At 69.8% G+C, this 15,266-nt stretch carries 14 protein-coding genes, 1 tRNA gene and 2 pseudogenes; 8 read left to right on the top strand and 9 right to left on the bottom strand.

Going from position 1 to position 15,266, the window contains the following annotated elements:
* Nucleotides 1-350 (top strand): annotated as a pseudogene (locus JFB92_RS27120) (recombinase zinc beta ribbon domain-containing protein); the annotation flags it as partial.
* Between the two features lie 685 nt (nucleotides 351-1,035).
* Here the strand turns inward: JFB92_RS27120 and JFB92_RS24150 are convergent.
* A tRNA-Leu gene (locus JFB92_RS24150) sits at nucleotides 1,036-1,120 on the bottom strand.
* A gap of 110 nt (nucleotides 1,121-1,230) precedes the next feature.
* Between JFB92_RS24150 and rph the strand changes: the two genes are divergently transcribed.
* The 3 genes from rph to JFB92_RS24135 all read left to right on the top strand — a co-directional run bounded on the left by rph (nucleotide 1,231) and on the right by JFB92_RS24135 (nucleotide 3,529).
* Complete coding sequence (gene rph / locus JFB92_RS24145) at nucleotides 1,231-1,962, top strand: ribonuclease PH (RefSeq protein WP_199044426.1); 732 nt, start codon at nucleotides 1,231-1,233, stop codon at nucleotides 1,960-1,962.
* Nucleotides 1,959-2,543: an RdgB/HAM1 family non-canonical purine NTP pyrophosphatase gene (gene rdgB, locus JFB92_RS24140; protein WP_199044424.1), complete on the top strand. Its 585-nt coding sequence runs from the start codon at nucleotides 1,959-1,961 to the stop codon at nucleotides 2,541-2,543. The genes rph and rdgB overlap by 4 nt, the downstream gene beginning before the upstream one ends.
* Nucleotides 2,544-2,674: 131 nt before the next feature.
* Entirely contained in the window at nucleotides 2,675-3,529 is an 855-nt protein-coding gene (locus JFB92_RS24135) for an SDR family oxidoreductase (protein WP_199044422.1), read from the top strand.
* Between the two features lie 44 nt (nucleotides 3,530-3,573).
* Here the strand turns inward: JFB92_RS24135 and JFB92_RS24130 are convergent, their stop codons facing one another.
* Nucleotides 3,574-4,026: a peroxiredoxin gene (locus tag JFB92_RS24130; RefSeq protein ID WP_199044420.1), complete on the bottom strand. Its 453-nt coding sequence runs from the start codon at nucleotides 4,024-4,026 to the stop codon at nucleotides 3,574-3,576.
* A 191-nt stretch (nucleotides 4,027-4,217) separates the two neighbouring features.
* Here JFB92_RS24130 and JFB92_RS24125 point away from each other — a divergent pair, with 191 nt between their 5' ends.
* Both JFB92_RS24125 and JFB92_RS24120 read left to right on the top strand, forming a co-directional pair.
* A complete protein-coding gene (locus JFB92_RS24125) occupies nucleotides 4,218-5,351 on the top strand; it encodes a lytic polysaccharide monooxygenase (RefSeq protein ID WP_199044418.1) in 1,134 nt (377 codons plus the stop codon).
* A gap of 96 nt (nucleotides 5,352-5,447) precedes the next feature.
* Nucleotides 5,448-6,326 carry a CHAD domain-containing protein gene (locus tag JFB92_RS24120; protein ID WP_199044416.1) on the top strand — a complete coding sequence of 293 codons (879 nt, stop codon included), beginning with the start codon at nucleotides 5,448-5,450 and terminating at the stop codon, nucleotides 6,324-6,326.
* On the opposite strand, the gene JFB92_RS24115 is transcribed toward JFB92_RS24120, so the two are convergent.
* The 6 genes and pseudogenes from JFB92_RS24115 to JFB92_RS26755 all read right to left on the bottom strand — a co-directional run bounded on the left by JFB92_RS24115 (nucleotide 6,323) and on the right by JFB92_RS26755 (nucleotide 12,397).
* Nucleotides 6,323-7,966 carry a DUF885 domain-containing protein gene (locus JFB92_RS24115; protein ID WP_199044414.1) on the bottom strand — a complete coding sequence of 548 codons (1,644 nt, stop codon included), beginning with the start codon at nucleotides 7,964-7,966 and terminating at the stop codon, nucleotides 6,323-6,325. The two genes, JFB92_RS24120 and JFB92_RS24115, sit on opposite strands and share 4 nt — an antisense overlap.
* 20 nt (nucleotides 7,967-7,986) lie before the next feature.
* Nucleotides 7,987-8,511: an NADH-quinone oxidoreductase subunit J family protein gene (locus JFB92_RS24110; RefSeq protein ID WP_199044412.1), complete on the bottom strand. Its 525-nt coding sequence runs from the start codon at nucleotides 8,509-8,511 to the stop codon at nucleotides 7,987-7,989.
* A 38-nt stretch (nucleotides 8,512-8,549) separates the two neighbouring features.
* Nucleotides 8,550-8,981, bottom strand: a pseudogene (locus tag JFB92_RS24105) (4Fe-4S binding protein); the annotation flags it as partial.
* 77 nt (nucleotides 8,982-9,058) lie between these two features.
* Nucleotides 9,059-10,492, bottom strand: a complete 1,434-nt coding sequence (locus JFB92_RS24100) for an alpha/beta hydrolase (RefSeq protein WP_199044408.1) — start codon at nucleotides 10,490-10,492, stop codon at nucleotides 9,059-9,061.
* Between the two features lie 136 nt (nucleotides 10,493-10,628).
* On the bottom strand, nucleotides 10,629-11,234 hold the full coding sequence (locus tag JFB92_RS24095; protein ID WP_199044406.1) for a response regulator transcription factor: 606 nt from the start codon (nucleotides 11,232-11,234) through the stop codon (nucleotides 10,629-10,631).
* Nucleotides 11,231-12,397: a sensor histidine kinase gene (locus JFB92_RS26755; RefSeq protein ID WP_199044404.1), complete on the bottom strand. Its 1,167-nt coding sequence runs from the start codon at nucleotides 12,395-12,397 to the stop codon at nucleotides 11,231-11,233. Before JFB92_RS26755 ends, JFB92_RS24095 begins: the two co-directional genes overlap by 4 nt.
* Before the next feature lie 123 nt (nucleotides 12,398-12,520).
* Here JFB92_RS26755 and JFB92_RS24085 point away from each other — a divergent pair, with 123 nt between their 5' ends.
* Both JFB92_RS24085 and JFB92_RS24080 read left to right on the top strand, forming a co-directional pair.
* Nucleotides 12,521-13,474 carry an ABC transporter ATP-binding protein gene (locus JFB92_RS24085; protein WP_199044403.1) on the top strand — a complete coding sequence of 318 codons (954 nt, stop codon included), beginning with the start codon at nucleotides 12,521-12,523 and terminating at the stop codon, nucleotides 13,472-13,474.
* A gap of 2 nt (nucleotides 13,475-13,476) precedes the next feature.
* Nucleotides 13,477-14,244 carry an ABC transporter permease gene (locus JFB92_RS24080; protein ID WP_199044402.1) on the top strand — a complete coding sequence of 256 codons (768 nt, stop codon included), beginning with the start codon at nucleotides 13,477-13,479 and terminating at the stop codon, nucleotides 14,242-14,244.
* Between the two features lie 28 nt (nucleotides 14,245-14,272).
* On the opposite strand, the gene uppS is transcribed toward JFB92_RS24080, so the two are convergent.
* Nucleotides 14,273-15,034: a polyprenyl diphosphate synthase gene (uppS, locus tag JFB92_RS24075; protein WP_199044401.1), complete on the bottom strand. Its 762-nt coding sequence runs from the start codon at nucleotides 15,032-15,034 to the stop codon at nucleotides 14,273-14,275.
* Nucleotides 15,035-15,266 lie beyond the last annotated feature (232 nt).

Below are 15,266 nucleotides of genomic sequence, written 5' to 3'. Positions count from 1 at the left end.
TTCTCACAGATAGGTCCCTCACACATACCGGGGGGCTTCACAACCCCTATTACATAGGCGTTGTTCCCTACCAAGGCGTCTACCACGAAGGGCTCCACGAACCCCTGGTGAGCAGCGAGACGTGGCTACGGGTGCAAGACGTGTTGAGTGCCCACCATCTCGCGGGAGAGAAGGAACGCAAGCACCCGCACTACCTCAAGGGCACGATCGCTTGCGGCAAGTGTGGCAATCGGCTCATCTACTCCAAGAACAAGGGCAAGATGGGCGAGGAGTACGAGTACTACATCTGCGGCAACCACCACCGGCACGTGCGAAGCTGCCAGACTCGCTACATCCGCTTGTCCAGCACCGAGGCGGGCGTCGATGAGTTCTACGACCAACTGCAACTGCCATCCGACCGCGCCGAGCTCATTCGCCAGGGCGTCATGCGTGAGCTCCAGAGCGAGCGCGAGGAGGCCGCCCAGACCAGGCGTCGCGCCGAGAAGTGCCTCAAGGACGCCGAAGAGCAACGGGCCAAGCTACTCCAAGCCCACTACGCCGGAGCCGTGCCACTCGACCTCATGAAGAGCGAGATGGAACGCCTGACACGGGAACTCGCCGAAGCACAGCACGCCATCGCGGACGCTTCAAAGAACGTCACCAACCTCGAAGAGACACTGACCTTGGCACTGGAGATCGCCAAGGACTGCGCCCGGCAGTATCGACGGGCCAACCCGCGCATCCGACGGCTGCTCAACCAAGGGCTGTTCAAGAAGCTCTATGTCAACGAAGACGGCACGGTGGGCCGGTTCGAGATGACCGAGCCGTTCGCTACGCTTCTCGACCCGGAGCTCTTGGACGACTTGGCGAAAGGTCGCACGAACATCGAACCGCACACTTCACAGGGTGAGGTGATAGGCGAGACTGCACCGTTGGACGCTGGCCAGGACGATGAACCGCAGCCGTCGCTGGCGCGGATGTTCGGATGTGAATACCGGACAAAAAAGAACCAACCGGATGTTCCGTACATCCGGTTGAGTTCGAACATGATCACTTTGGTGCACGAGGGGGGACTCGAACCCCCACGCCCTAGGGCACAGGAACCTAAATCCTGCGCGTCTGCCAGTTCCGCCACTCGTGCTCGGCCGAGTGAGGGACGGGATGTTCGGTCGCCACTCGTGCCGGTGTTAGCGCTCATCTGAGCAGCAACCAGTGTGTCACACTGTTGTACGTTCCCGTAGGCTGGTGCGGATGAGTCGACCCGACAAGCGCGCCGCAGATGAGCTGCGCTCCGTGAAGTTCTTCCGCTCTTGGACCGACCACCCTGAGGGCAGTGTCCTAGTCGAGTTCGGGCGCACGCGTGTGCTGTGCACCGCCTCAGTCACTCCCGGCGTGCCGCGCTGGCGGCGTGGGACCGGGGAAGGCTGGGTCACGGCCGAGTACTCGATGCTCCCCCGCTCGACTCACTCCCGGTCCGACCGCGAGTCGATCAAGGGCCGCATCGGCGGCCGCACCCACGAGATCTCCCGCCTGATCGGCCGGTCCCTGCGGGCCTGCGTCGACTTCAAGGCGCTGGGCGAGAACACGATCACTCTCGACTGCGACGTCCTCCAGGCCGACGGCGGCACCCGCACCGCCTCGATCACCGGCGCCTACATCGCGCTGCACGACGCCGTCGACTGGCTCAAGGAGCAGAAGCTGGCCCGCCGCCCCGACCGGGTCCTGACCACCTCGGTGGCCGCGGTCAGCGTCGGCGTGGTCAAGGGCGAGGCCGTGCTCGACCTGCCTTACGAGGAGGACGTGGCCGCCGAGGTCGACATGAACGTCGTCATCACCGGCGAGGGCAAGTTCGTCGAGGTCCAGGGCACCGGCGAGGAGTCGACCTTCTCGCGCGCCGAGCTCGACCAGCTTCTCGACTTGGCCGTCAAGGGCTGCAAGGAACTGGCCGGGCTCCAGGCCCGGACCCTCCTCGAAGCGGCATGAGGGTCCTGCTGGCCACCCGCAACGCGGGCAAGATCGAAGAGTTGCGTCAGATCCTGGCCGAGGCCGCCGGAGGCATCGAGCTGGTCGGACTCGACTCGGTCGCGGACTACCCAGAAACGCCTGAAACCGAGCTGACCTTCGCCGGCAACGCCCTGCTCAAGGCCCGAGACGGGCTCAAGCACACCGGACTGCCGACCATCGCCGACGATTCGGGGCTGGCCGTGGACGCCCTCAACGGGATGCCCGGGGTCCTCTCGGCCCGCTGGGCGGGACGTTCCAAGGACGACCAGGCCAACAACGCGCTGCTGCTGGACCAGCTGGGCGACCTGCCCGACGAACTGCGTGGCGCCAAGTTCGTCTGCGCCGCGGCCATGGTCTGGCCCGACGGCCGCGAGCTGGTCGTCCACGGCGAAATGCCCGGCCGCATCACCCGCACCCCGCGCGGCGACAACGGCTTCGGCTACGACCCGCTGTTCGTCCCCGAGGGCTACGAGGTCACCAGCGCCCAGTTGAGTTCCACCGAGAAGAATTCGATCTCTCATCGGGGGAAGGCATTCCGGGAGCTTGCGACCGGAATCTAGGTCCGGTCGGGAGCTTGCGACCGGAATCTGAGGTCCAGTCGGGAGTCGGTTCTTCGAATCGGCTGAAGTCTCGGCCGCACCCTCTGAACTGTGTTGTCATGGGCGATGGGCACTCATGAGGGGAGATCGAGATGATCGCTGTCACCGGCGCGACGGGCCACCTGGGCCGTCTCGTCATCGAACGTCTGCTGGAGCGGGACGTGCCGCCCGAGCGGATCATCGCCCTGGTCCGCGACCCCGATCGGGTCGGCGACCTGGCCTCCCGGGGCGTCCAGGTGCGCCACTTCGACTACGACCGGCCGAACACCCTGCAACCGCCGCTCGCCGACGTCGAGAAACTCATCCTGGTCTCCGGTTCCGAGGTCGGGCAGCGGCTCGAACAGCACCGCAACGTCATCGACGCCGCCAAGTACGCCGACGTCGGGCTGCTGGTCTACACCAGCCTCCTGCACGCCGACACCTCGCAGATCGCCCTGGCCGCCGACCACATCGGCACCGAGCACCTGATCAACGACTCGGGCCTGCCTCACATCATCATGCGCAACGGCTGGTACATGGAGAACTACACCGGGAACCTCGCTCATGTCATCGAATCGGGAACGCTCTACGGCGCGGCCGGCAAAGGCCGTGTCGCGGCGGCGGCGCGGAGCGACTACGCCGAGGCCGCCGCGGTGCTGCTGACCGAGGACCACGGGGTCGGCAAGGTCTACGAGCTGTGCGGGGACGAGCCGTTCACCTACGAGGAGCTGGCCGCGGCCGTCGGGAAGGTCGCCGGGACCGATGTGATCTACCAGAACATGGACCCCGACGCCTACCGGCAGGCGCTGCTCGACTCGGGCGCGTCACTGGAGACGGCCGAGGCGCTGGCCGATTACGACCAGGGCGTAGCGCGCGGCGACCTCGATTCGGACTCGCCGGAGCTGACCGAGCTGATCCACCGGCCGACGACCTCGCTGATCGACGCGGTCAGGGCCGCCGTGCTCTGAGGTCTCGCCGATCGCTGCCGGCGCCCCGCGGGGCGCCGGTTCCGCTATGCTCGCTCGCGCAGGATCTTCAGGGCCCCGTCGGCGTGGACGTTCATGTCGACCTCGCTCTTGACCACGCCGAGCACGGTGCGGTCCGAGCCGATGACGAACGTCTGCCGCTTGGCGATCTTGATGCCCAGCGCGCGCCCCACGCCGAAGATCTTGGCGACCTCGCCGGCCGGATCGGACAGCAGCGGGTAGCCCAGCGAGTGCCTGGTGGAGAACTCGGACTGCTTGTCGACCTTGTCGAAGGAGATCCCGACCGGAGAGGCGCCGACCTCGGCGAGGTCGGTCGCCAGGTCGCGGAAGTGGCAGGCTTCCGCGGTGCAGCCCTTGGTCATGGCCTTGGGGTAGAAGAACAGCACGACGGGGCCGTCCTTTACCAGTTCGGACAGGCGCCTCTCGGCGCCCGTCTCGTCGGGGAGGGTGAAGTCCGGAACGGTGTCGCCGATGTCCATGGATGCCAGTCTATCCGGCAAATTGCGCGCCTGCCCAGGGTGTTTGCACCACCCCCATTAATATCGATAGACTCGAATATTACAATGAAAGTTACGGTGCGAGACCGGCACCGGCTCACCCACTCAGAAGTGTGGCGCGGTTCCGAAGGGACCAGGTTGGGAGCGCTCCACGATCGACCGAGGAGTACCTCATGTCCACAGCAACAGCCGTGGGCCTGCAAAGTAAGCGCCGCAGGCTCATCACGATTCTGGCGTTCGTCGTGGCCGCGGCGCTCGCCGCCGCCGTGTCGACGATCTTCACGCAGTCGAGGGCGGAAGCGCACGGCGCCAACACCTTCCCGGGTTCGCGTCAGTACTTCTGCTACTTCGACGCCCTCTCAGGGAACGGCGCGCTCGACCCGACCAACGAGATGTGCCAGCAGGCGCTCGACCAAGGCGGATCCGGGGCGTTCTACAACTGGTTCGGCAACCTGGACTCCAACGGCGCGGGGCAGACCGAGGGGTACATCCCCGACGGCGAGATCTGCGACGGCGGGGGCCGGGGCCCGTACGACTTCTCGGCGTTCAACACCCCGGGCGACTGGCCCATGACGCACGTGACCAGCGGCGCGACCTACGAATGGCGCCACAACAACTGGGCGCACCACCCGGGCCGGTTCGACCTCTACATCACCCAGCCCGGCTGGGACCCGAGCCAGCCGCTCGCCTGGGACGACCTCGAGAAGTTCCACACCTTCCAGGACCCGCCCAGCAACGGCGGTCCCGGCGTGGACGGCAACTACTACTACGGCAGCCTCACCCTGCCCGAGCGTTCCGGCCAGCACCTCATCTTCACCCACTGGGTGCGCTCGGACAGCAATGAGAACTTCTACTCCTGCTCGGACCTGATGTTCGACGGCGGCAACGGCGAGGTCAGCGGCATCAACCCGAACGCCGACCTGCCCGGCAACGACGGCGGCGTGACCGACCCGGATCCGACCGATCCCGACCCGACCGATCCCGATCCCACTGATCCCGCCGACGGTGAATGCACCGCCACCGCCGCGGTCAACAGCTGGGGATCGGGGGCCACGGTCGAGGTGACCGTGGAGAACACCAGCGACTCGACCCTGAGCGGCTGGATGGTCCACTGGCTGTGGCCGCCCGAATCGGGGATCACAGTGACCAATTCGTGGAACACCGAGCTCTCCACCATGGGCGACATGGAGATGGCCGGACCAGCCGGATGGAACGCGTCCATCTCGTCCGGCCAGTCGGTCACATTCGGATTCCAAGTCTCGGGATCGCTCACCCAGATGCCGGACATGGACTGCATGCCGGCCTGACCGGCGAAACCAGCGAGCAAACATCATATTTCGGCGCCTTCCCCCGGGGTGACACTGCGATACTGAACGCAGTTCACCTTCGGGGGGAGGAGCCCAATGTCCACCGCCGCTCCCGAACGGTTCGGGCACGACCCGGCCACCGACAGCACACGCGCCGGAATCGTCGTCCGCGACTACATCGGCTCCCAGGTAGACCAGCTCAACCGCGCCATCGGCCGGACCCAGCGCCATGACACCGGGTCGGTCGGCGCGACCCGCTCGTCGATACACCGCATCCGCACCGCCGTCCGCGGCTACGGGCACCTGTTCACCGCCACACCGAAAGGCGGACCGCAGCTCGACCACCTCCTCGGGGCCCTCAAGCACACCGAGGACCTCGAAGGGCTCAGGGCCCACTTCGCCGACCGCTTCGAGCAGCTCGACCTGACCGTACCGGAGTACCCGAAGTGGTACGGCGTCCTCGAGGCCGAGCAGGAGGAGGGCTACCGGCACATCGAGCGGATCGGGACCCAGGCGTGGGTGGCCGCGCTGCTGGGCCAGGTGCGGATGTTCGCCGACCACGCCCGCTGCTCGCGCGACGGCGACCGCCCGGCCTCCTCGCTCATGGGCGTCCTCTCCAAGTCCAAGACCCACCTGCTCGACACCTACGCCAAGCTCAGCTTCGCCACCGACCTGGCGGTGGCCCGGAACGAGACCCGCAGGGCCGCCCGCGACGCCCACTACCTGGCCGAGGCGGCGCACCCGGCCCTGGGCCGGGCGGCCGTGGACATCATCATCCCCGTGTCCAACCTCGAGCACCTGCTCGGCCGCTACCGGCAGGCCGCGATCGCCAGGACCTGGCTGCTGAAGCTGCCCGGCGCCGCCCGCGCCGACAGCCTCACCAGCACCATGGCCGACCTCGAACGCGAGCAGCTGCGACAGCTGGCCGACGAGATCGACCAGGCCACCAGCGGCATGATCGAGTTGTGGCGCTAGCGCCTAAGGACCGCGGCGAGGTTGTCCAGGCCGATCGGGCCCAGGTTGAGCGCCTTGGTGTGCCAGGCCTTGAGGTCGAACGCGGCCCCTTCGCGGGCCTTGGCCTCGTCGCGGGCCGCGGTCCAGGCGCGCTCGCCGAGCTTGTAGCAGATCGCCTGGGCCGGCCAGCCGGCGTAGCGGACGATCTCGGGGCGGGCGCGGTGGGCGGCGATGCGGCCCCGCTCGCGCAGCACTTCGAGCGCGACGTCGAAGTCCCAGTGCTCGCCGTGGCGGCGGGCCTCGGCCGCGGGCAGCGGCAGGCCCAGGTGCCAGCCGATGTCGATGACGACGCGGGCGGCGCGCAGCGCCGAGCCTTTGAGCATCCCCAGGCGTGTCGCGGGAGTCTCGTGCCAGCCGAGCTCGTCGGCCAGCCGCTCGGCGTACAGCGCCCAGCCCTCGGAGTGGCCGGACAGGGAGCCGTGGCTCTTGGCGAAGCGGCTGAGCCGGTCGCCGGCGACCTTGGTCTGCCCGATCTGGAGGTGGTGGCCGGGGACGCCCTCGTGGAAGACGGTGGTCAGCTCGCCCCAGACGGCGAACCGCTCCCTCGCGGCGACCGGCCACCAAGTGCGGCCGGGCCGGGTGAGGTCCTCGCTGGGGCCGGTGTAGTAGGCCGAGCCGGCCGAGGATCCGTGGACGAGTTCGACGTCGAGCTTCATCAGGCGCGGGTCGATGTCGAAGTGGACGCCGTCGAGGGTCTCCAGGGCCGTGTGGTGCCGCTCGGTCAGCCAGGCGTGGTAGGACCCGTGGTCGGTCAGGACCTCGGTGGCGTCGAGGTGGGCGACGACCTCGTCCAGGCTCGCGCCGGGCAGGATCTCGGCGGCCTCGGCGGCCATCTCGTCCTCGAGGCGGTGGAGTTCGTCCCAGCCCCAGGCGTAGGCGTCCTCGGGGTCGAGGTCGGCGCCGAGGGTGTGGCGGGCGTGGAGGAGGTAGCGCTCCCTGCCGACGCCGTCGGCGGACCCGGCGTGCGGGGCGTAGTCGTTCTCCAGGTAGTCGGCCGTGGCCCCGAACGCGGCGTAGGCGGCTTCGGCGGCCGACCGCAGTTCGCCCGCCTGCGAGCGGTCGCCGTAGGCCTCGACGTGCCGGTCGAACACGCGGGCGTCGGCGTTGCGGCGGGCCTGGGCCGCGCCTTCGAGGGCCTGGCGGACGGCGACGGTCTGGCCCGCGTCGATGCCGGCGTTCATGGTCCGGCGCCAGGTCGCTAGCATCTCCGGGATCGCGCGGATGCGCGCGACGGTGGTGCGCCACTGGTCTTCGGTGCGGCGGGGCGCGAGGTCGACGTAGCTGACCAGCGACTGGATCAGGCCGTAGGGGACGCGCAGGGCGCGCTGCCACTCGCCGGAGTCGTGGAGGGCGAGTTCGGCCTCGAGGCGCTCGCTCATGTGGAGTCGGGCCAGCTCGTCCTCGGGAGAGGTCGGGTCGAGGGCCCTGAGCCTCGCGAGTGTCTCGCGCCGGAGGGCGGCGCGCTGGGCGACGGCCTCTGGGCCGAGGTCGGTGGCGACACCGAAGTCGCCCTTGATGCCGGACATGCCCGCGAACATCGGATGCAACCTGGCGTACGAGGAGATGTAGTCGTCCGCCAACGCAAAGATAGGTGAAGCCATGGCCGAAGCTTACCGCTCGGCTAGCTGGGCTCTGTTACACGTTCGTTGCCCGGGCCGCGAGTGGAGACGACGATGGCTCCGACCAGGGCGGCGAGCAGTAGGAGCGAGAGGACCTCGAAGGGCAGGACCCAGTTGGCGAAGATCTCCTCCCCCATCGCGGCCGCGTCGCCCGAGGCGCGGTCGGCCAGGTCGACGCGCCGCCAGCCGAAGGCGGCGACCAGGACCGTCCCGAGCACCAGGGCGGCCGCGCCCGCGGCGATCGCCCCGGGCCAGCGCGCGCGGTCGAGCTCGGTCGACGGGTCGGTGGGGGCGCGGGTGAGCATGGTCGCGAACAGCAGCAGCACGACGATCGCGCCGACGTAGATCAGGACCAGGACCCAGGCGAGGAACTCGGCGGTGAGCACGAGCGAGGCCCCGGCGATCCCGGCGAAGGCGACCGCCAGCCAGAGTCCGGCGCGCACGATCCGGCGGGTGGTGACGACCGCGAGCGCGGCCCCGAGCGCGAGCAGGCCGAAGGCCGCCAGGAGCACGTCGGCGAGGGTCACTGCTCACCGTCCCGTACCGATTCGGGCAGTGCGGACTCGGGGACGGTGTCCATCCACTCGCCCAGATGCTCCTTGTCGTGGAGGAGGTCGCGGATGTCGCCCTCGGCGTAGTCGAAGTCGGGGGCCCAGAACAGGGCGTCGAAGGGGCAGACGTCGACGCAGATCCCGCAGTACATGCACAGGGAGAAGTCGATGTCGAACCGGTCGAGCACGTTGACCTGGCGGGGCCGGGCCGCGCCCTCTTCTTCGACGGTCTCCTTGTGGGAGTCGATGTAGATGCACCAGTCGGGGCATTCGCGGGCGCACAGCATGCACGAGGTGCAGTTGGGTTCGTGCAGCGCGATGACCCCGCGGGTGCGTTCGGGCAGGTCGGGCCGGTTCTCTGGGTACTGGCTGGTGACGGCGCGGCGCGTGGCCGTGCGCGCGGTCGTGACGAGTCCGCTGATGAGGCCGCGCCCGGGTACCGACATGCCCCCATCGTGTCAGATGTCACCGAGGTTTTCCAGCCCCGACAAGCGGATCGCGGTCCGCCGGTCGGGGCCGGGGGTCATTCGCAGGTCTCCTCGCCTGGCGCGTCGGGGTCGGCCAGGAAGGCCGCGACCTGTTCGCGCACGCATGCCGAGTGCGGCGAGGCGCCGTGGCCGTCGCCCTCGTAGGTCAGCAGGCTCGCCCCGGGGATCGACGCGGCGGCGCGCTCGGCCCACGTGTAGGGCGTGGCCGGGTCCCATCGCGTTCCGACCACCAGGACCGGTACGTCCCGGTCGAACTGGAGCTCGTCGGGCGGGTTGGTCGGTTCCGCGGGCCAATCGAGGCATTCGGCGGCGTAGTACCAGTGCGCGTGTGCTCCGAAGCGCGGGGAGCGCTCGGCGGCGGCCTCGGCTCGGGCGGCGACGCGCGCGAAGTCGCGATCGGCGGGGTCGCCGGGCCAGTCCAGGCAGCGGATCGCCAGGAGCGCGCCGACGGTCGCCCCGTCGTCGGCGAACATGGCCGCGAAACCGGAGCCGTCCCCGCTCTGTCCGGCCGCGATGGCCTCCCCCAGGGCGGGCCAGGTGTGGTCGGGGCTGGCCAGGAGAGCGGCGGTGGCGTCGACGACCATGTCGCCGCCGACCGTCTCGGGGGCGTGCTCGACGTCGGCCGGGAGCGGATCGGCCTGGGCCCGGGCCACCAGGGCGTCCCAGGCGCCGGCCACATCGTCGGTCCCGGGCAGGCAGTCCCGGTCGGCCTCGCACCAGTCGGCGAATCGGTCGAAGGCGGCCTCGCGCGCGGCGGCCTGCTCGTCGACCAGGTCCGGGCCCGGCCTCGTGTGGTCGTACATCGCGTCGAACACCGCCGCGTGGACTCGGTCGGGGAACAGCTCGGCGTAGGTCGCCCCGAGCTGGGTGCCGTAGGACCATCCGTACCAGGAGACGCGGTCCTCGCCGAGTGCCTCCCTGATGGCCTCGACGTCCCTGGCAGCGCTCACCGTGTCCAGATAGGGCAGTTGGGGGTTCGCGTCGGCGCACGCCTCGGCCTGCCGCCGCCGATTCTCGAGGGCCTGGTCGTACTCGGCCTGGTCGGCGGGGACGGTCGTGGCGAGTGTGGCCTCGCACGAGACCTCGGCGCTGCGGCCGGTGCCGCGCGGGTCGAAGCCGACGATGTCGAAGCGCGCCACGACGTCGGTCCCGAGCGAGGCGTCGGCGGCGGCCGGGACGGAGGTGCCGGGCGCTCCCGGTCCGCCCGGGTTCACCAGCAGCGCTCCTATTCGCCGCTCGGGGTCGTCCGCGGGGCGGCGCGACAGCGCGATATCGATCGTCTCGCCGCCGGGGTCGTCCCAATCGAGCGGCACCTCCACGGCGGCGCATTCGAGTCCGGTCTCCGCCAGCGCCCCTTCGCACGCCTCCCAGGTCAGAGCCGTTTCGGGCTCGTCGGCTCGGTCGGACTCGCCGGTGCAGGCGGTCAGCAGCATCGCCGCCGCGGCCGCATACGATGCGGTTCGCCGCATTCGTCTCATGTGTCTCCTTGGTCGCAGTTCCGTTGCGACCGAACCTATTCGGGGCGAAATTCCGGCGGTACGGCTCATTGTCACCGGATCCGGCGTGCGTGTCACCGGATTCGATGACCGATGTCATCCCGCCGGTTCAGATCCAGCCCTGCTCCCAGGCGTGCTGGGCGGCGGCGTGGCGGGTGCGCTTGCCGAGTTTGCGCATCGCGGTCGACAGGTAGTTGCGGACGGTTCCGGGGGCGAGGTGCAGTTCGGCGGCGATCTCGTCGATGGTGCCGCCGCCGCGGGTGGCGCGCAGCAGGTCCAGTTCCCGGTCGGTCAGGGGGGACTCGTTCTCGGTCAGGGCAGACGCGGCGATCTCGGGGTCGATGTAGCGGCTGCCGGAGCCGATGTCGCGGATGATCTGCGCGAGCCGCTCGGCCGGGGTGGTCTTGGGGACGAAGCCCTGGACTCCGGCCGCGAGCGCACGACGCAGGATGCCGGGCCTGGCGTGCCTGGTCACGAGCATGACGCGGGTGTCGAGTTTCCGCCGGCGGATCTGGTCGGCGGCCCACAGGCCGTCCTGGGGCGGCATCTCCAGGTCGAGGACGGCGATGTCGGGGGTGTGCCGTTCGGCCAGCGCGACCGCCTCGGTGCTGCTGGAGCCCTGCGCTATGACGGCTATGTCGTCTTCGAGGTCCAGCAGCGACGCCAGGGCCTCCCGGATGAGGGTCTCGTCGTCGGCGATGAGCAGCTTGATCACGAATCCTCCTCGGGGCCGAGCGGCAGGGTGCCGGTCAGCGTGAACGTACCGTCCAGGCGCCGGTATTCGACGGCCCCGCCGGCCTCGCCGAACCGCTCGGCGAGCATCGCGACCCCGTTGCCGCGCGGGCCCTCGCGCTCGCCGGCCCCGTCGTTGACGATCTCGGCGATCACTCGCTCAGCGTCGACGCCGACGGCCAGCTCGGCCTCGGTCGCGCTGGAGTGCCGGAGGATGTTCGTGGTCGCCTCGCGCACCAGCAGCCCCAGCAGGTGCTCGGTGCGCGTTCCCAGGGGCCGCGAGTCGGTTCGCACGGCCGCCCGGATGCCCGCCGATCGCAGGACCCTCGCGGCCGAGTCGATCTCGTCGGACAGGGAGACCTTGCGGTAGCCGGCCACGACCGCCCTGGTGTCCTTGAGCGCCTGCCGGGCCAGCTCCTCGACCGCTTCGAGTTCGGCCTCGGCGCGGTCGGCGTCGGACCGGCCGAGCCTGCGCGCCAGCTGCGTCTTCAGGATGATCGCCTGGAGGTGGCCGCCCTGGATGTCGTGGAGTTCGGCGGCGAAGCGCAGCCGCTCCTCGGCGACGGCGAGTTCGGCGGCCATCCCGCGCGCCTCGTCGAGCCGCGCGGCCACCAGGTAGTACCACCACTGGCAGATCACGCCCCCCTCGACACTGGGCACCAAGAGGATCGCCATGAACAGGGCGTAGCCGCTGACGAGGTCGAACACCATCATCCCGGCGGCGACCGCTACCACCGCGACACATGACCACATCGTCCGGCGTACGGAATGGCCGTCGCCGCCCCACAGCAGCCTCCCGGCCTCCAGGATCGCCACCGGCACCACCCACCCGGGATTCACCGGCGGCTCCAGCAGGCCGACGCCGATGCCCACGGCCATCACGGCCCAACCGGCCCACAGCAGGTGACGCCACACCTGCTCGCCGCGGCGCTCGACGAACAGCCACAGCGCCACACTGCCGAGCCCTATGGAGACGACCAGGCCCGCGACCGTCACCCCGAGGATCAACGCCGAAGAGGGCATGTCCGAGACCATGACCAGCGCAGCGACGAACAGCGCGATGGGGCCGGTCAACAGGATCGTCCAGTAGGTGTACCGGTGCAGCCGCTTCAGGTTGCGGACCGGCAGTTCGAAGTCGGGAGGCACCCCGAGATTGAACCACCCGGTCCCGCGAAATGACAAAAGTAATCGCAACCGGGGACATCTCCACAAGCGCCGATGCGGTTTCTTCACTACCCCGGACCGCTCGGACGGGCGAAAGTGGAGCGCATGGACACCACACCGCTCCCCCTGGTCGACGACCGCGCCTCCGGGTTCGCCACGGCGATCCGCGCCGAGCACCTGACGTGCCGCTACGGCGGCTTCACCGCGGTCGACGACCTCTCGTTCGAAGTTCCCGAAGGGGAACTGTTCGCGCTCCTGGGCACCAACGGCGCCGGGAAGACCACCACCGTCGAGGCCCTGCACGGCGCTCGCCGCGCCGACGAAGGCCGCGTCAGCGTCCTCGGGCTCGACCCGCGGCGGCACCGCCGCCGCCTGTCCGCCGAGGTCGCCGTCATCGGCCAGGACTCGGGGTTCGCCGCCGATCTGACCGCCGCCGAGATGCTGCGGCTGTGGAACGACCTGCACGGCCGCCGCGCCGAACCCGGCGAGCTGCTGGAGCGGGTCGACCTCGCGGGCAAGGCCGACACGAGGGTCGGCGCGCTGTCGGGCGGCGAGCGCCGCCGCCTGGACCTGGCGATGGCGCTGGCGGTGGGGCCGCGGGTGCTGTTCGCCGACGAGCCGACCACCGGGCTGGACCCGAGTTCGCGGCGGCGCTCGTGGGAGCTGCTGCGCGAGCTGGCGGCGGCGGGCACCACGGTCCTGCTGACGACCCACTACCTCGACGAGGCGACGGAACTGGCCGAGCGCATCGCGATCATGGACCGGGGCCGGATCGTCCGGTTCGGAACGGTCGAGGAGGTCACCGCCTCCCACGACTCGCTGATCAGCGCCCGCCTGCCCGAGCACCTGGGCGCGCTCGACCTGCCGCGGCTGTCCGGCCGGGTCAGCGTCGCCGACGGCACGGTCTCGGTGCGCACCACCGAACTCCAGCGCGACCTCCACCGCCTGCTGACCTGGGCCGACTTCCAGGGCATCGAACTGGTGGGGCTCAAGGCCACCCCCGCGACCCTCGACGAGGTCTTCGCCGAACTCGGAAACCACTCTGGACAGGAGAACTGAACATGACCTCGACCGCGCTCCGGACCGTCCGCCCCGCGCGTCCCTCCTGGATGCTGCTGGCGGCGGCCGAGACCCGCCTGATCCTTCGCAACCGCACCATCCTGCTCTCGGCGACGCTCGTCCCGCTCGTCTTCGGGCTCGCGATCATCCAGTTCGACCTCCAGGCGGTCGCCGGCGTTCCCGGCGCGATGGCGGCGATGCAGCTGATGTCCCTTCAGGCGTTCGGCATCTACATGACCGCGACGATGGCGCTGGCAGCCCGGCGCCAGCAGCTCTTCCTGAAGCGGCTGCGCACCTCTCCGGCCCGGACGGCGTCGATCGTCTCGGGACTGTCGGTGCCGCTGGTGGCGCTGGTCATGGTCCAGACCGCGCTGGTGTTCGCGGCCACCGGGGCGGCGACGGACACGGCCCCGGCACAGCCGGCGCTGCTCGCGGTCGGATTCCTCCTCAGTTCGGTGATGATGGTCGGGTTCGCCTTCCTGACCGCGGCCTTCACCTCCAGTCCGGAGGCCGCCCAGTTCACCACGCTGCCCGGGTTCATGGCGTTCGTGGCCGGGACGATGTGGGCGCTGACCACGCCGCCCGCAGAGCTGGGCATCGCCCACATGATCGTGCCGGGAGGCGCCCCGACGGCCCTGACCCGCGCCGCCTGGGACGGCCCGTCCGACTGGACGACCGAGATCGGACTCACGCTCATAGCGGGCGCGATCGTGACCACGGCTGTATGCATGCTGGCCGCCCGCCTGTTCCGCTGGCAGCCGCGCGGCTGAGCGCCGTTTCGCCGCGCGACGACGTGTCTCACCGTCGGCGCGCGGCGTACGTGCGCAGGGCCCGGAGGAAGTCGATGTAGCGGAAGCCCGGCCAGTAGACGTCGCAGAAGTACAGTTCGGCGCGCGCGGCCTGCCAGATCAGGAAGCTGGAGAGCCGCCGCTCGCCGCTGGTGCGGATGATCAGCTCCGGGTCGGGAAGTCCGGCGGTGTAGAGGTGCGGGGCGATGTCCTCGGCGCTCAGGCGCTGGGCGAGGTCGGCGATGTCGGCCCCGGCGGCGGCCTCGCGTTCGAGCAGGGACCGGACGGCGGCGACGATCTCCTGCTGGCCGTCGTATCCGATCGCGACGGTCAGGTGCCCGCCGTCGCGCTCGGCGGTGTCGTCGCGGGCGGTCTTGAGCGCATGGGCGGTCGAGTCGGGCACGTCCTCGAGGCGCCCGGCGATGTGCAGCCGCCACCGGTTGGAGGGGCGGGTGAGGTGGTCGGCGATGACCTGCTCGACCATGTCCATCAGGTGGGCGACCTCGTCCTTGCCGCGGCCGCAGAGGTTGTCGGAGGAGGCCACGTAGACGGTGACGTGATCGATCCCGAGCCCGGCGCACCATTCGAGCAGGTCTTCGAGGTGCCTGGCGCCGTAGCGGTGGCCGATGCCGGGGTTGTCGAAACCCATCTGGCGGGCCCAGCGCCGGTTCCCGTCCATGACGACCGCGACATGCCGCGGCAGCATCTTCTCATCGAGGCGCCTGCGGAGCGAACGCGCATAGAGCCGGTACACCCAATCGCGAATCTGCATCGCCTCAGCGTAGACGATGGTGTGCCCCAATCGATGGGCTCGAATTGGTCCCACGGCTCGTGGACTCTGGGGACATCTGCTCACCAGCACAGGGGAAGGAGACGGTAAGGGCCCGTCTGCAATGACGGGTGGCAGCAACCCCGGCTTCGGGCGGGCGGCGACGGTGGGGTGGGTGGAGGGCTGGGGTCTGCGGCGTGCCTCGACCCGAGTGACCCGGGGCTGGCGTGAAGGA

This window comes from Glycomyces salinus, from assembly GCF_016428645.1.
Classification (GTDB): Bacteria; Actinomycetota; Actinomycetes; order Mycobacteriales; family Micromonosporaceae; genus Glycomyces; species Glycomyces salinus.
This window is presented reverse-complemented; position numbering and strand designations above follow the sequence as displayed.

What these genes read in the sequence shown, in the direction of transcription:
- JFB92_RS24115 (WP_199044414.1), bottom strand. Translation starts at nt 7,966, where the DNA reads ATGGCTTCACCTATCTTTGCGTTGGCGGACGACTACATCTCCTCGTAC.
- JFB92_RS24085 (WP_199044403.1), top strand. Translation starts at nt 12,521, where the DNA reads ATGGACACCACACCGCTCCCCCTGGTCGACGACCGCGCCTCCGGGTTC.
- rph (WP_199044426.1), top strand. Translation starts at nt 1,231, where the DNA reads ATGAGTCGACCCGACAAGCGCGCCGCAGATGAGCTGCGCTCCGTGAAG.
- uppS (WP_199044401.1), bottom strand. Translation starts at nt 15,034, where the DNA reads ATGCAGATTCGCGATTGGGTGTACCGGCTCTATGCGCGTTCGCTCCGC.
- rdgB (WP_199044424.1), top strand. Translation starts at nt 1,959, where the DNA reads ATGAGGGTCCTGCTGGCCACCCGCAACGCGGGCAAGATCGAAGAGTTG.
- JFB92_RS24125 (WP_199044418.1), top strand. Translation starts at nt 4,218, where the DNA reads ATGTCCACAGCAACAGCCGTGGGCCTGCAAAGTAAGCGCCGCAGGCTC.
- JFB92_RS24100 (WP_199044408.1), bottom strand. Translation starts at nt 10,492, where the DNA reads ATGCGGCGAACCGCATCGTATGCGGCCGCGGCGGCGATGCTGCTGACC.
- JFB92_RS24130 (WP_199044420.1), bottom strand. Translation starts at nt 4,026, where the DNA reads ATGGACATCGGCGACACCGTTCCGGACTTCACCCTCCCCGACGAGACG.
- JFB92_RS24080 (WP_199044402.1), top strand. Translation starts at nt 13,477, where the DNA reads ATGACCTCGACCGCGCTCCGGACCGTCCGCCCCGCGCGTCCCTCCTGG.
- JFB92_RS24120 (WP_199044416.1), top strand. Translation starts at nt 5,448, where the DNA reads ATGTCCACCGCCGCTCCCGAACGGTTCGGGCACGACCCGGCCACCGAC.
- JFB92_RS24135 (WP_199044422.1), top strand. Translation starts at nt 2,675, where the DNA reads ATGATCGCTGTCACCGGCGCGACGGGCCACCTGGGCCGTCTCGTCATC.